15 protein-coding genes are annotated in these 13,618 nt (G+C 74.3%); 9 read left to right on the top strand and 6 right to left on the bottom strand.

Annotated features, from left to right (window positions below):
• Positions 1-42: 42 nt before the first annotated feature.
• On the bottom strand, positions 43-1,518 hold the full coding sequence (locus tag CLV72_RS27935) for an MFS transporter (protein WP_170141145.1): 1,476 nt from the start codon (positions 1,516-1,518) through the stop codon (positions 43-45).
• A gap of 161 nt (positions 1,519-1,679) precedes the next feature.
• On the opposite strand from CLV72_RS27935, the gene CLV72_RS27930 reads away from it, so the two are divergent.
• Positions 1,680-2,483: an NAD-dependent epimerase/dehydratase family protein gene (locus tag CLV72_RS27930; RefSeq protein ID WP_106252392.1), complete on the top strand. Its 804-nt coding sequence runs from the start codon at positions 1,680-1,682 to the stop codon at positions 2,481-2,483.
• Between the two features lie 15 nt (positions 2,484-2,498).
• Here the strand turns inward: CLV72_RS27930 and CLV72_RS27925 are convergent, their stop codons facing one another.
• On the bottom strand, positions 2,499-2,987 hold the full coding sequence (locus CLV72_RS27925; protein ID WP_106252390.1) for a protein-tyrosine phosphatase family protein: 489 nt from the start codon (positions 2,985-2,987) through the stop codon (positions 2,499-2,501).
• Positions 2,988-3,172: 185 nt separating this feature from the next.
• Positions 3,173-3,673 carry a GNAT family N-acetyltransferase gene (locus CLV72_RS27920; protein ID WP_106252388.1) on the bottom strand — a complete coding sequence of 167 codons (501 nt, stop codon included), beginning with the start codon at positions 3,671-3,673 and terminating at the stop codon, positions 3,173-3,175.
• 61 nt (positions 3,674-3,734) lie between these two features.
• On the opposite strand from CLV72_RS27920, the gene CLV72_RS27915 reads away from it, so the two are divergent.
• The 5 genes from CLV72_RS27915 (at position 3,735) to CLV72_RS27895 (ending at position 9,662) form a co-directional block, all read left to right on the top strand.
• Positions 3,735-4,214, top strand: coding sequence for a helix-turn-helix transcriptional regulator (locus tag CLV72_RS27915; protein WP_106252386.1), 480 nt, complete (start codon positions 3,735-3,737; stop codon positions 4,212-4,214).
• Positions 4,215-4,219: 5 nt separating this feature from the next.
• Positions 4,220-4,630 (top strand): VOC family protein, encoded by a 411-nt coding sequence (locus CLV72_RS27910; protein ID WP_106252976.1) that lies wholly within the window; start codon positions 4,220-4,222, stop codon positions 4,628-4,630.
• Positions 4,631-4,744: 114 nt separating this feature from the next.
• Positions 4,745-7,135, top strand: coding sequence for an ATP-binding cassette domain-containing protein (locus tag CLV72_RS27905; RefSeq protein ID WP_106252384.1), 2,391 nt, complete (start codon positions 4,745-4,747; stop codon positions 7,133-7,135).
• Positions 7,136-7,449: 314 nt separating this feature from the next.
• A complete protein-coding gene (locus tag CLV72_RS27900; protein ID WP_106252382.1) occupies positions 7,450-8,451 on the top strand; it encodes a hypothetical protein in 1,002 nt (333 codons plus the stop codon).
• A 176-nt stretch (positions 8,452-8,627) separates the two neighbouring features.
• Positions 8,628-9,662: a tyrosine-type recombinase/integrase gene (locus tag CLV72_RS27895; RefSeq protein WP_106252380.1), complete on the top strand. Its 1,035-nt coding sequence runs from the start codon at positions 8,628-8,630 to the stop codon at positions 9,660-9,662.
• A 38-nt stretch (positions 9,663-9,700) separates the two neighbouring features.
• Here the strand turns inward: CLV72_RS27895 and CLV72_RS27890 are convergent, their stop codons facing one another.
• From CLV72_RS27890 to CLV72_RS27880, 3 genes are read right to left on the bottom strand one after another with little or no spacing between them, the layout of a single operon-like run.
• Positions 9,701-10,072: a cupin domain-containing protein gene (locus CLV72_RS27890; RefSeq protein WP_106252378.1), complete on the bottom strand. Its 372-nt coding sequence runs from the start codon at positions 10,070-10,072 to the stop codon at positions 9,701-9,703.
• A 13-nt stretch (positions 10,073-10,085) separates the two neighbouring features.
• On the bottom strand, positions 10,086-10,607 hold the full coding sequence (locus CLV72_RS27885) for a YbaK/EbsC family protein (protein ID WP_211303147.1): 522 nt from the start codon (positions 10,605-10,607) through the stop codon (positions 10,086-10,088).
• A complete protein-coding gene (locus tag CLV72_RS27880) occupies positions 10,597-10,899 on the bottom strand; it encodes an ArsR/SmtB family transcription factor (RefSeq protein WP_106252376.1) in 303 nt (100 codons plus the stop codon). Before CLV72_RS27880 ends, CLV72_RS27885 begins: the two co-directional genes overlap by 11 nt.
• Positions 10,900-11,061: 162 nt before the next feature.
• On the opposite strand from CLV72_RS27880, the gene CLV72_RS27875 reads away from it, so the two are divergent.
• The 3 genes from CLV72_RS27875 (at position 11,062) to CLV72_RS27865 (ending at position 13,561) form a co-directional block, all read left to right on the top strand.
• A complete protein-coding gene (locus CLV72_RS27875; RefSeq protein WP_106252374.1) occupies positions 11,062-11,868 on the top strand; it encodes an exodeoxyribonuclease III in 807 nt (268 codons plus the stop codon).
• Positions 11,865-12,533 (top strand): HAD-IA family hydrolase, encoded by a 669-nt coding sequence (locus tag CLV72_RS27870; RefSeq protein ID WP_245930487.1) that lies wholly within the window; start codon positions 11,865-11,867, stop codon positions 12,531-12,533. Before CLV72_RS27875 ends, CLV72_RS27870 begins: the two co-directional genes overlap by 4 nt.
• A gap of 269 nt (positions 12,534-12,802) precedes the next feature.
• The gene (locus CLV72_RS27865; RefSeq protein WP_146159595.1) at positions 12,803-13,561 is read left to right on the top strand and encodes a hypothetical protein; all 759 of its coding nucleotides are present in this window, start codon (positions 12,803-12,805) and stop codon (positions 13,559-13,561) included.
• The last annotated feature ends 57 nt before the right edge of the window (positions 13,562-13,618 follow it).

The raw sequence follows: 13,618 nt of genomic DNA, 5'->3' as shown, positions 1-13,618 counted from the left end.
CTCCTCGTGCCGGAGGGGCGGTCGGCCTGCGGTGGGGGCAGCCTACGCCGCGACGCGGCCCCGCGCACGCGTGCTGTCGCGGTCCGGGCGGGCCACCGCGGCGGCGGCCAGGACCGCGCCCGCGCACACCGCCACTCCGATGCCGAACGCGGCCGTGAACGCGCCCGCGCCCGGGGAGGCACCCGCCGGTGCGGCGGTGACCAGCACCAGGGCGGCGACCTGGGCGGCCACCGCCATCGACACGTGCCGCACGATCGTGTTCACCCCGTTGGCCGCGCCCCGCACCGCCAGCGGCACCGCGTCGGCGATCATCAGCGGGAACACCGCGAAGGCCGCGCCGCCGCCCAGCCCCAGCAGCGCCGACCCCACCAGCAGCGGCACCGGCGCGAAACCGCCGGCCACCGGCAGGCCCAGGCCCGCCACGGTCGCGGCCGCGCCCAGGCCCAGCGGCACCCGCACCCCCCACCGCGACACCAGCGCCCCGGTGAGCGGGCCCGCCAGCATCGAGGTCAGCGACGCCGGCAGCAGGAACAGCCCCGCCTGGGCGGTGTCGGCGCCAAGCCCCACCCCGCCGCCGGGCGGCAGCTGCACCAGCTGCGGCACCAGGAAGAACGCGGTGGCCTGCCCGAAGGTCACCATGAACGCCGCCGTGTTGGCCACCCACACGTTGCGCACGCCGAGCACCGGCATCGGCAGCAGCGGATCGGTGATGCGCGCCTCCACCACCAGCAGCGCCACCAGCGCCGCCGCGCCCGCCCCGCCCAGCAGCAGGGTGGGCCACGCCAGCCACCCCCACACCGGGCCCCGGCTCACCGCCACCAGCACCCCCGACAGGCCCACCATGATCAGCGCGGCGCCCGCCCAGTCCACCCGGCCCCCCGACACCGACGGCGACTCCGGCACGAACACCGCCACCGCGGCCAAGGTGGCCACCGTCATCGCCGCCGTCAGCCAGAACAGGCCCTGGTAGCCGACCTGGTCGGTGATCAGCCCGCCCACCGGCAGCCCCAGCGCCCCGCCCAGCCCGAACACCGAGCTGACCAGGCCCATCCCCAGCGCCGCCTGGGGGCGCGGCAGGCGCTCGGCCAGCAGCGCGAACGACAGCGGGAACACCCCGCCGGCCGCCCCCATCACCACCCGCCCCGCGATCACCGCCGCCAGGGAGCCGCCGGTGGCGCCGATCACCGCGCCCACCCCGAACAGCACGAACACCGCCAGCAGCACCCGGCGGCGGCCGAACATGTCGCCCAGCCGCCCTGAGACCACCGTCAGCGCCGCCGAGGACACGAAGAAGCCGGTCACCACCCACGCCGCGCCGTCGGGGCCCGCCCCGGTCGCCTCCTGCACCTGGGGCAGCGCGGGCACGATGGTGGTCTGCGCGATCGCGTAGGTCAGGCCCGCCACCAGCAGCGGCACGATCATCCGCGCCGCCCCCACCCGCCGCGCCGCGTCCCCGCCGCCGTCGTCCGTACCGGCGTCCCCGCTGTCCGTTGCGTCCTCGTGCGCAGCCCCCGACACCTCGCGACGCCTCCCTCGCAAACCGTCGGACATCCGACGAATCACCGCATCGCTGCAGCCTACACATTTACGCTGAGTCGCCGCGCGGCCACGCTCGCCGCACCGGCGTCGCGCCTGGTCACCCGCGCGCACCGCGCCCGCGCGCCCAATAGGCTGGCACCATGAGCGCCCACATCGGCACCACCGTCATCACCGGAGCCGCCGGCCGCATCGGCCACACCCTGCGCACCGCCCTGCGCGCCGACGCCGACCGGCTCGTCCTGCTCGACCGCCGCCCCCTGCAGGCCGAAGCGGCCAACGAGACCTGCCTGAAGGCCGACCTCGCCGACCTGGGCGCGCTCGAGGACGCATTCATCGGCGCCGACGCCGTCGTCCACCTGGCCGGCATCCCCGACGAGGCGCCGCTGCCCGACCTGCTCGCCGACAACGTCGTGGGCACCCACCACGTCCTTGAGGCCGCCCGCCGCACCGGCGTCAGACGCGTCGTCCTGGCCAGCAGCAACCGCCTCACCGGCGCCTACCCCATCCACCACACCGTGTTCCCCGACGAGCCGCCCCGCCCCGACGGCCTCTACGGCGTCAGCAAGGTCGCCGTCGAGGCCCTCGGCCAGCTCTACGCCGACAAGTTCGGCCTCCAGGTCGTGGCGCTGCGCATCGGCTCCTTCGAGGCCGAACCCACCGAGACCCGCCACCTCGCCACCTGGCTCAGCCCCCGCGACCTCGTCGGCTTCACCCGCGCCGCCCTGACCGCCACCGGCGTCACCTACACCGCCGCCTACGCCGTCTCCGCCAACACCCGCCGCTTCTGGGACCTCACCGCCGGCCAGACCCAGCTGGGCTACCGGCCCCTCGACAACGCCGCCGACTTCGCCGCCGACTTCCCCGACGACGACCCCTTCTGGACCGGCGGACCCCAGGGCGGCCGCTACGCCGACCCCGGCTACACCCTGCCCCACCTGCCCTGACCGCGCGGGCGGGCCTCAAGGGGCGGCGCCGCGCCGCCCCAGCCGCGCCACCAGCTCGTACTGCTCGCCGGTGTCGGGCACCGGGCGGCCCCGCGCCCGCTCCAGCCGCCCCCACACCGCGTGCGGAGCCTCACCCAGCCGCACCAGCACCGCCGCCAGCATCGCCGACCGGCCGATCCCCAGCCGGCAGTGCGTCACCACGAACCGGCCCGCCTCCACGCGCTCCGCCGGCACGTCGGCCTCCGCGCGCAGCGCCGAGGCCGCGGGCACCGACCGGTCCACCACCGGCAGCCACCGCGGCTCCAGCCCGGCACGGTGCGCCGCCTCCCGCTCGCCCTCCAGCTCAAGCACCGCCGGCTCCGGCCGCGTCAGCAGGCACACCAGGGTGTCCACCCCCAGCCCGCGCAGCCCCGCCATCTCGTCGTCCAGCCAGTCGCCGCCGCGCGGGCGCGCCATCCACCCAAGCCGCCCCGGCGCCGCCACCTCGAACACCTCAGGACGCATCCGCGCACCCCCGCCGTACCGCCCTGGTCGGTCCGGGGGAGCCGACCACCACACCACCGAAGGCCGTCGCAGCCCGCTTCCAGACAGCCCGGAGCACACCGGGAAAAAGGGGAAGGGATCGGGCCACTACATCCAGCCGCCGACCCCCGCCCGGCCGCGCCGACGCCCGGGGGAGCGGCACCGCCTCACAGCCGCCGCGCCAGCACCTGCCCCGGCCAGCCGCCCACCTCGAACACCCCCGCCCGCACGAAGCCCCGGCCCTCGTAGTAGCGCACCAGCCGCCCGCCGCCCCCCGCCCAGCAGTCCACCCGCACCAGCCCCACACCCTCCGCCCGCGCCAGCCCCTCGGCATGCTCCAGCAGCCGCGCCCCCACCGACCGCCCCGCGAACCGCCGCGCGCTGATCAGCAGCCGCACATACCGCTCCGGCTCACCGGCCGGCTCCACATAGGGCACCGGCTGCGCACCCACGATCAGCGCCCCCGCCACCGCCCCCTCCAGCTCCGCGATCCACAGATCCGGATCGGACGCCATCTCGCGCACCCGCTCCGCCCGCCGCGGCTGCGCCGACCACGGCCGCGACCCCCACTGCCCGGCCGACCCCGTGCGCGCCAGCCACGCCACCGCCCCGTCGAACATCTCCAGCAGCGCCCCCGCGTCCTGGGGCCCGCCCCGTCGAATCAGCATCCCCCCTGTCTAGCCCACACCCGCCCCCACCACCCACCGGGGGCGGGGGCGATACTGGGCAATGTCAGGGCCGCATGGCACGATCGTGCACGTGACCAGCACACCCGCCTCCACCAGCCACCTGGCCGACCTCGCCCGGCTGCGCCGCGTCCGCGACCGCATCGACCGCGAGTACGCCCGCCCGCTGGACGTCCAGGCGCTCGCCCGCGGCGCGAACATGTCCGCCGGGCACCTCAGCCGCCGGTTCCGCCAGGCCTACGGCGAGTCGCCCTACGCCTACCTGATGACGCGGCGCATCGAACGCGCCATGGCGCTGCTGCGCCGCGGCGACCTCACCGTCACCGAGGTGTGCTTCACCGTCGGCTGCTCCTCGCTGGGCACCTTCAGCACCCGCTTCACCGAACTCGTCGGCGTACCGCCCAGCGTCTACCGGCGCCAGGCCGCACCCGCAACCGCCGGTATGCCCCCCTGCGTCGCCAAACAGGTCACCCGACCGGTCAGGAATCGAGAAGCGCAGGTCAGCGCCCCGCAACTAGTGTGACCGCCATGGACATCACCATTCACCAGACCTTCCTGCCGCACGACGACCCCGACGCCACCCTGGCCTTCTACCACGACCTCCTCGGCTTCGAGGTCCGCAACGACGTCGGCTACCAGGGCATGCGCTGGATCACCATCGGCCCCGCCGGCCAGCCCGACACCTCCGTCGTCCTGCACCCGCCCACCGCCGACCCCGGCATCACCGACGACGAGCGCCGCACCATCACCGAGATGATGGCCAAAGGCACCTACGCCGCCATCAACCTGGCCACCAAGGACCTCGACGGCGCCTTCGCGCAGCTGGAGGCCGGCGGCGCCGAGGTCGTCCAGGAACCCACCGAACAGCCCTACGGCGTCCGCGACTGCGCCTTCCGCGACCCCTCCGGCAACCTCGTCCGCATCCAGCAGCTGCGCTGACACACCCGCCGGCCGACCACGGCCCGGCCCCCGGCCGGGGGCCGGGCCGCACAAGCCGACCAGCCGGGCGGCACCGCCGCGTCCGCCCGCCCGACCCACCACTGGAGACCACCCATGAGCACGGCCCGACCGGCCGGCGGCCAGCCCGCCGCGCGCCACGTCGCCGACACCCACGAGATGATCCGCGTGCACGGCGCCCGCGAGAACAACCTCAAGGACGTCAGCGTCGCCATCCCCAAGCGCCGCCTGACCGTGTTCACCGGCGTGTCCGGCTCGGGCAAGAGCTCACTGGTGTTCGGCACGATCGCCGCGGAGTCCCAGCGGATGATCAACGAGACCTACCCGGCGTTCGTGCAGGGCTTCATGCCCGCCCCCACCCGCCCCGAGGTCGACCTCCTCGACGGCCTGACGACCGCGATCATCGTCGACCAGGAGCGGATGGGCGCCAACCCCCGCTCCACCGTGGGCACCGCCACCGACGCCAACGCCATGCTGCGCATCCTGTTCAGCCGCCTGGCCCGCCCCCACATCGGCTCGCCCAACGCCTACTCCTTCAACGTCCCCTCCGTGAAGGCCAGCGGCGCCATCACCGTCGAACGCGGCGGCAAGACCAAGGCCGAGAAGGCCACCTTCAACCGCCTGGGCGGCATGTGCCCGCGCTGCGAGGGGATGGGCGCGGTCAACGACTTCGACCTCACCGCCCTCTTCGACGACCGCCTGTCGCTCAACGAAGGCGCCCTCACCATCCCCGGCTACAGCATGGACGGCTGGTACGGGCGCATCTACCGCGGCAGCGGCTTCTTCGACCCCGACAAGCCCATCCGCGACTACACCAAGAAGGAACGCCACGACCTCCTCTACAAGGAGGCCACCAAGATCAAGGTCGACGGCATCAACCTCACCTACGCCGGGCTGATCCCCGCCATCCAGCGCTCCTACCTGTCCAAGGACAGCGACGCGCTGCAGCCCCACATCCGCGCCTTCGTGGAGCGGGCCGTCACCTTCACCACCTGCCCCGAGTGCGAGGGCACCCGCCTGGGCCCCGAGGCCCGCTCATCGAAGATCAACGGCAAGAACATCGCCGACGTGTGCGCGATGCAGATCAGCGACCTCGCCGAATGGATCCGCGGCCTCGACGAACCCTCGGTCGCCCCGCTGCTGGCCGGCCTGCAGCACCTCTTGGACTCCTTCGCCCAGATCGGGCTGGGCTACCTGTCCCTGGACCGCCCCGCCGGCACCCTTTCCGGGGGAGAGGCCCAGCGCACCAAGATGATCCGCCACCTCGGCTCCTCGCTCACCGACGTCACCTACGTCTTCGACGAGCCCACCATCGGCCTGCACCCCCACGACATCGAGCGCATGAACGCCCTGCTGCTGCAACTGCGCGACAAGGGCAACACCGTGCTCGTCGTCGAGCACAAACCCGAGACCATCGCCATCGCCGACCACGTCGTCGACCTTGGCCCCGGCGCCGGCACCGCTGGGGGCACCGTGTGCTTCGAAGGCACCGTCGAAGGGCTGCGGGGGAGCGGCACCACCACCGGCCGCCACCTCGACGACCGGGCCACCCTCAAGGACACCGTCCGCGCCCCCTCCGGAACGCTGCAGGTCAGCGGCGCGACCACCAACAACCTCCGCGACGTCAAGGTCGACATCCCGCTGGGGGTGCTGTGCGCGGTCACCGGAGTCGCCGGCTCCGGCAAGAGCTCCCTCATCCACGGCTCGGTGGCCGGCCGCGACGGCGTCGTCGTCATCGACCAGGGCGCGATCCGCGGCTCGCGGCGCAGCAACCCGGCCACCTACACCGGGCTGCTCGACCCCATCCGCAAGGCCTTCGCCAAGGCCAACGGCGTCAAACCCGCCCTGTTCAGCGCCAACTCCGAGGGCGCCTGCCCGGCCTGCAACGGCGCCGGCGTCATCTACACCGACCTGGGCGTCATGGCCACCGTCGAATCCGTCTGCGAGGAGTGCGAGGGCAAGCGCTTCCAGGCGACGGTCCTGGACTACCACCTGGGCGGCCGCGACATCAGCCAGGTCCTGGCGATGCCGGTGGCCGAGGCCGAGGAGTTCTTCGGCGCGGGGGAGGCGCGCATCCCCGCCGCCCACAAGATCCTCGACCGGCTCGCCGACGTCGGCCTGGGCTACCTCACCCTGGGCCAGCCCCTCACCACCCTGTCCGGCGGCGAGCGCCAACGCCTGAAACTGGCCACCCACATGGGCGACAAGGGCGGCGTCTACGTCCTGGACGAGCCGACCACCGGCCTGCACCTGGCCGACGTCGAACAGCTGCTGGCCCTGCTGGACCGGCTGGTGGACTCCGGCAAGTCCGTCATCGTCATCGAGCACCACCAGGCCGTCATGGCGCACGCCGACTGGATCATCGACCTGGGCCCCGGCGCCGGCCACGACGGCGGCCGCATCGTCTTCGAGGGAACCCCCGCCGAACTCGTCGCCGCGCGTTCGACCCTCACCGGCGAGCACCTGGCCGCCTACGTCGGCGCCTGAACAGCCACCTGGGGCGGGGTCGAAGCGACCGCGCCGACCCCGCTCCACAAGTGGCGATAATGTACATTATGTCAAGTAAAACGGATTCGGGCCGGTTGTGCGGTCCCCCGGCGACGCTGCGCGTGCGCGACGGCTCAGCGCCGCGGACCCCGGCGCCACGGATCCGACCCGGGCCGCGAATATCCCGGCCCGACGCCGCCGTGCCGCCACGGCGGCCGACGTCCTTTTGTGGACACCTCAACGCCGAACTCGGCGGTAACTACGCTCCGTATGCCTAGGCTCACCTCGAAACCGACCCCCCGAGTGGAGCCCCGATGAACCTGGACCCGCCGGCGCCCGACCAGCGACCGCCGACCCCGCCGGCCGTCGCCCCGGACGCGGTGCCGCCACCGCCCGGCCCCGAACCCGCCCTGCCCGCCACCCTGCGCGCCGCCAGAGCACTCATGTACGCCGCGGCCGTCCTGCCCCTGGCGGTCGCCATCGTCGGCTTTGCGCTGTTCCCGAACGACCCGTTGACCATATGGCTGGTCATCTCGGCGCCCTTCGCGGGCATCGCCCCGTTCATCGTCGCCGTGACCCTGCCGGGCTGGACCCGCAGGAATTACCCCGTCCTCATGACCGCCCTGCTCCTGGGACTCTTCACCGGCGGCGGGGGCTACCTGGTGGTCCTGGCTGGCATCGCCACCCTCATCCTGCTCTTCACCCCCAGCGCCCGCGTCCACTTCGACCGGCGCCGCCGCCACGAGCAGGAGATCCTCCGCCGCGAACACGATGCCGCCCTGGCCGATCCGTCCCGGCCGCCTCTCGGCCGGGACGACCCCGCCGACCCCGGGTCGGCCCGCGAACCCGATCGGCCGGCCACCGTCCGCATCGCCAGGGTCTTGATGGGGCTCGCCGCCTTAGGCCCCTTCCTGCTGGGCGTCGTCATCGTCGTGGTGCTCTACCAGGGGCCGGTGTACGAGGAGTCGCCCGGCCAGGTCGACGACGTGGTCGGCACCATCATCGCCCACGGTCTGTTCCTGGCCATCATCCCGACCATCGTCGCGTCCACCATGGCCCGCTGGACGCGCCGCAATGTCGCTGGAACCATCTGGTCCATCATCCTGGGCCTGATCCAGGTGTCCCAGACCGGCATGCTGGGAGGCGAACCCCTTCAGGGAATCATGACCATGGCCCTGGCCTCCGCCGCCCTGCTCCTGATCGCCACTCCCAGCGCCCACGCCTACTTCTACCAGCGCGCCCGCTTCACCGCCCTCCTCGTCCACCGCTCCCAAGCCCTCACCCGACGCGCGGCCCCGCCGGACGAACCAGGCTGATCGCGGCCTCCGGACCATCTCCATATTTGATGCATAAATGTAGTTATGCACCATTTAGTAGTCTTTGTGTCGATCCGGGCGGTTTTCCGGCACGGAGACACCCGGTCCGCACGCGGGCCGCTCCCCCACTGCCCGTCCGCGTCCCCGCTGTCGCCCCGGTGCGCCATGATGTGACCATGGGTGACCAGGGCGCGGACGCCGGGCCGGTGCGGGCGGGCGGCGGGACGGCGGGGGCCTCCCCCAGGGTGGCCGCGGTGGTGGAGGACTTCCTGGTGGCGCGGGCGCCGGCCAAGCCCTCGCGGCACACCCTGGAGGCCTACCGGCGCGACCTGGCGGCGGTGCTGGCGTGCGCGGAGCGCGCGGCCGGGCGCGAGCCGGGCGAACTGGTGCTGGACGACCTCACCGGGGCGCTGCTGCGGCGGGCCTTCGCGGGCTTCGCCGCCGAGCGCGCGGCCTCCAGTGTGGTGCGGGGCTGGTCCACCTGGAACCAGTTCTTCCAGTTCTGCGTGGCCGAGGGCCTGGCGGCCGGGAACCCGATGCCCGCGGTGGAGCGGCCGCGGCTGCCTCCGCGCACCCCCAAGCCGCTGCTGGGCGAGGACACCCCCGAGCGGCTGCTTGAGGCGGTGGCGGCCGGGTCGCGCAAGGCGCGCGACCCCTGGCCCGAGCGCGATCTGACGGTGCTGGCGCTGGCGCTGCTGACCGGGCTGCGCTCGGCGGAGCTGCTGGGGCTGCGGGTGGACTCGCTGGCCGGGCGGCCCGGCGAGCGGCGGCTGAGCGTGGTGGGCAAGGGCGGGCGGCCGCGCGCCCTGCCGATCGAGGCGCCGCTGGAGGTGCTGGTCGAGGAGTACCTGCGCACCCGCCGCGCGCGCTTCGGGCGCCGCCCCTCGGGCGCCGATCCGCTGCTGGTGGACAACCGGGGGGCGGGGCTGCGCCGGGGCGGGCTGCAGTACCTGGTGCGGCAGTGCTACCGCTACGCCGGGGTGCAGGACCGGGTGGCGCGCGGCACCCTGGTGCACGCGCTGCGGCACACCTTCGCCACCCGGCTGGCCGAGGACGGCGCCGGGGTCGCCGAGATCATGCGGCTGCTGGGGCACTCCTCGATCGTCAGCAGCCAGAACTACATCGACGTCACCGCGTCGGCGCAGCGGGAGGCGGCGCGCTCCAACCGCACCTACGGGGTGCTGCGGCGCCTGGGCGGCGCGGCGGAGTAGGGGGCGGTGCGGGCGCGCGGCCGGGTTCGGCGTCGCGGTCAGTCGCCGGTGGGGGTGACGTCGGCGCGCTCGATCATGACGACGGTGCTGCGCACGGGGGCGACGGGGCGGTGCCGCATCCGAGCGGGGACGGTGAAGCCCTGCCAGGGGCGGAGTTCGACGGTGTCGGCGCCGTCGAGTTCGATGCGGAACAGGCCGTCCAGGACCAGGAAGAACTCGTCCTGTCCGGCGTGCGCGTGCCAGTGGTACTCCCCCTGCATGACGCCGAGGCGGATCAGGACGTCGCCGACGCGGGTGAGGGTCTGGTTGTGCCAGGGGTGGTCGACGCGGTCGGCGAGGGCGCGCAGGTCCATGGTCTGGAGGGTGGTGAACAGCGGGTCGTGGTGGATGTCGTAGCCGGGGTGGTGCACGGAGGGGCTCCCGTCAGGCGGTGGTGATGGGGGCGATGCGGGGGGCGGCCAGGCGCAGGTAGTCGTCGGTGGCCAGGGCGACGGAGACGTCCAGGCGGGCGGCGTTGAAGTAGATCTCGGGGTGGGTCAGCAGGGCGGGGTCGGCGACGGTCTCCAGGCGCGGGTGGTAGCTGATGGGCAGCACGGTGCCGCTGACGGTGCCGGCGAGTTCCTCGGCCTTGGCGCGGTCGGCGAAGGCGGCGTAGGTGCCGCCGAGGAGGGCTTTGAGGGCGGGCAGGTCCAGGCGGGCGTCGCCGGGGATGACGGCCAGGGCGTAGCGGGTGTGCTTCTTGCCGGTCTTGACCATGGCGATCAGGCATTTGGCGGCCTGGGCGGCGGGGTGGCCGCGCAGGGCGCTGACGCGTTCGGTGCGGCCTTCGGGCGGGTGGTGGATGAGGCGGTGGCGGGTGGTGGCGAGGTCGGCGATGAGGCGGGTGTGCAGGTCGGCGGGCGGGCCGGGGGGTGCGGGTGCGGTGGCGGCGGGTTCACCAGTCACGGCCGAGGGCCTCCTTGGCCTGGGCGATGCGGTCCTCGTCGCGCTGGTAGAAGACCCACTGCTTGATCTTCTTGCCGCGGACGAGTCCGGCCTTGCTGAGGATCTTGAGGTGTTCGCCGCAGGTGGGCTGGCTGACGCCGAGCTTGTCGGCGATGAACAGGGAGCAGACGCCGTCGCGCACCAGGTCGCCGTCGCGCTGGGGCGGGAAGTGGCGTTCGGGGTCGCGCAGCCACTGGAGGATGAGCAGGCGTTTGTCGTTGGCGAGTGCCTTGACGAGGTCCACGTCGAGCATAAAGGAATTATGGCAATTAGCTAATCGCCTGTCTAGTCGCGAGGCTCTCCCCCCGGCCGCCCGCCCGCCTCCGCGTGCCGCTCCCCCGCCCCGACCGGGCCTCCCGCGCCGCGGCGGGGTGCGGCTTCGACGGTGGGCGCCGTCCCGTTTAGGCTGCCTGACGTGCTCAAAGTGACGACGGTAAACGTGAACGGGCTGCGTGCGGCGGCGAAGAAGGGCTACCTGGAGTGGCTGGCGGGCACCGACGCCGATGTGGCGTGCCTGCAGGAGACCCGGGCGGAGCTGGCGCAGCTGCCGGAGGCGGTGCGCGAGCCCGACGGCTGGCACCTGGTGCTGGAGGCGGCGGCCGAGGCCAAGGGCCGCGCGGGGGTGGCGCTGCTGAGCCGCCGGGAGCCCTCGGCGGTGCGGGCGGGCTTCGGGGTGGCGGAGTTCGACCGCAGCGGCCGCTATGTGGAGGCCGACTTCGGGCCGGTGTCGGTGGCCAGCCTGTACCTGCCCTCGGGCGAGGTGGGCACCCCCCGGCAGGCGGAGAAGGAGCGGTTCATGGACACCTTCCTGCCCTTCCTGGTGCGGCGGCGCGCCGAGGTGGAGGCCGAGGGCCGCGAACTGGTGGTGTGCGGCGACTGGAACATCGCCCACCGCGAGGACGACCTGAAGAACTGGCGCACCAACCGCAAGAACTCCGGCTTCCTGCCCGAGGAGCGGGAGTGGCTGACGCGGGTCTACGAGGAGGCCGGGTTCGTCGACGTGGTGCGGGCGCTGCACCCGGAGGGGCCGGGGCCGTACTCGTGGTGGTCGGTGCGGGGCAAGGCATTCGACAACGACGCCGGGTGGCGCATCGACCTGCAGGTCGCCACCCCTGGGCTGGCCGCCAAGGCGGTGTCGGCGGTGGTGGAGCGGGCGGAGTCCTATGACACGCGCTGGTCCGACCACGCCCCGGTGACCGTCGCCTACGACGTGGCGGTGTGACGGTGGAGGGCTTCGAGGCGGCGGCCGAGGCGGTGCTGTTCGACATGGACGGCACCCTGGTGGACTCCACCGCGGTCACGGTGGAGTGCTGGACCCGGTGGGCGGCCGAGTACGGGGTGGGCCGCGAGGAGTTCGCGCGGGTGCACGCGCACGGCCGCCCTTCGGCGGAGATCATCGCCGATCTGCTGCCCGCCGGCGAGGTGGCGGCGGCCAACCGGCGCATCGAGGAGCTGGAGGTGGCGGCCGCCGAGGGGGTGCGGGTGCTGCCCGGCACCCGCGAACTGCTGGCGGCGCTGCCGGCGCGGCGGTGGGCGGTGGTCACCTCGTGCACGGCGCCGCTGGCCGAGGCGCGGCTCGCCGCGGCGGGCATCGAGCCGCCTGAGCTGGTGACCGCCGACGACGTGGCGCGCGGCAAGCCCGATCCCGAGCCCTTCGCGCTGGGCGCGCGGCGGCTGGGCGCCGAACCGGGGCGGTGCGTGGCGGTGGAGGACGCCCCGGCGGGGCTGGCCTCGGCGCGGGCGGCCGGCATGGTGGCCATCGCCGTGGCCACCTCCCACTCCCCCGAGGCGCTGACCGCCGATGTGGTCGTGACCGACCTGCGGTCGGTGCGGGCGCGCGTCGAGCCCGACGGGGTGCGGCTGTGGGCGGGGCCGCCGCTGCGGTGAGGAGGGCGGTCCTGCAGCCCTTCGTCGAGTGCGGCCCCTTGCGCTCGCGGATGGCGCGAGCATGCCCGTGATCAGGAGGAACCCCTCGCGGAGCGGGCACGGCCGGTGCCGCGGCGACGCGCCCGGCGCGAGGCGCGGCCCGGGCCGTACCGAGGTCTCCCGGGCCTTGCGCGGCGCCGGGACCGGCCGTCCGGTTGACCTCAACCGGACTTGAGCTTCTAGCGTGTGTTCCCTGCCGGGCGGCCACCGGGGCCGCCCTCGTACGAAATGTGAGCGGGGAGAGCATGGCCGAGGCCGCGCGGGTGCGGGCGTTCACCGATCAGGATCCGGCCGAGTGGACCCGGTGGGAGAACGACGGGCAGGAGGTGGCCATCGGCGAGGTCGTGGGCGAGGCCGACGCCGCCGGGCTGGGGGCGGGCTTCGCCCGCTTCGGCGCCGGGGTGCTGGACGAGGCGGCCTCCCCCATCCCCTACGACGAGGTCTTCGTCATCACCTCCGGAGCGCTCACCGTGCGCAGCGCGCTGGGCGACGCCACGGCCCGGGCGGGCGAGGCGCTGTTCCTGCCGCGCGGCACCGCGGGCGAGTACCGGGCCGAGGCCGACACCGCGTACGTGTGCGTGGCGCATCCGCCCTACGCGCGGGCGTGGCGGGAGCGCGCCGCCGCCGCCGAGCGCGGCGAGGACGTGCCGGTGGACCCCCGCGCCCGGCTGCGCCGCCTGGCCGGCGCCGACGTGGCGTCGTGGGCGCGCGCCGGTGCGGCGGTGCGGGCCGGCGAACTGGTCGGGGCGGGCGACGGATCGGCGCTGGGCGTGGCGCTGCTGCGCTGGGACGCGGCCGGGTCGGTGCCGGTGGAGGGTGCGGCCGTGCTGGCGGTGGTGCGCGGCGCGGTGGCGGTGCGCGCCGGAAGCCGGCGGGTTGAGGCCGGGGCCGGCGGGCTGGTGCACCTGGCCGAAGACGGGGTGTGCGAGGCGCGGGCGGGTACGGAGTTGGTGGCGGTCGGCCACCCGCACCGGCGGTGGACCGGCTGACTCCCGCCGGCGTCTGGGCGGGCGAGGACTCCCCCGCCGCCGCGGCTGGTGTGCCTC

This window comes from Allonocardiopsis opalescens (assembly GCF_003002095.1).
Classification (GTDB): domain Bacteria; phylum Actinomycetota; class Actinomycetes; order Streptosporangiales; family Streptosporangiaceae; genus Allonocardiopsis; species Allonocardiopsis opalescens.
This window is presented reverse-complemented; position numbering and strand designations above follow the sequence as displayed.

Bases quoted from the DNA above. Each gene is read 5' to 3' on its own strand.
- CLV72_RS27910 (WP_106252976.1), top strand. From the start codon at position 4,220: ATGGACATCACCATTCACCAGACCTTCCTGCCGCACGACGACCCCGAC.
- CLV72_RS27905 (WP_106252384.1), top strand. From the start codon at position 4,745: ATGAGCACGGCCCGACCGGCCGGCGGCCAGCCCGCCGCGCGCCACGTC.
- CLV72_RS27925 (WP_106252390.1), bottom strand. From the start codon at position 2,987: ATGCGTCCTGAGGTGTTCGAGGTGGCGGCGCCGGGGCGGCTTGGGTGG.
- CLV72_RS27915 (WP_106252386.1), top strand. From the start codon at position 3,735: ATGTCAGGGCCGCATGGCACGATCGTGCACGTGACCAGCACACCCGCC.
- CLV72_RS27900 (WP_106252382.1), top strand. From the start codon at position 7,450: ATGAACCTGGACCCGCCGGCGCCCGACCAGCGACCGCCGACCCCGCCG.
- CLV72_RS27930 (WP_106252392.1), top strand. From the start codon at position 1,680: ATGAGCGCCCACATCGGCACCACCGTCATCACCGGAGCCGCCGGCCGC.
- CLV72_RS27920 (WP_106252388.1), bottom strand. From the start codon at position 3,673: ATGCTGATTCGACGGGGCGGGCCCCAGGACGCGGGGGCGCTGCTGGAG.
- CLV72_RS27895 (WP_106252380.1), top strand. From the start codon at position 8,628: ATGGGTGACCAGGGCGCGGACGCCGGGCCGGTGCGGGCGGGCGGCGGG.
- CLV72_RS27880 (WP_106252376.1), bottom strand. From the start codon at position 10,899: ATGCTCGACGTGGACCTCGTCAAGGCACTCGCCAACGACAAACGCCTG.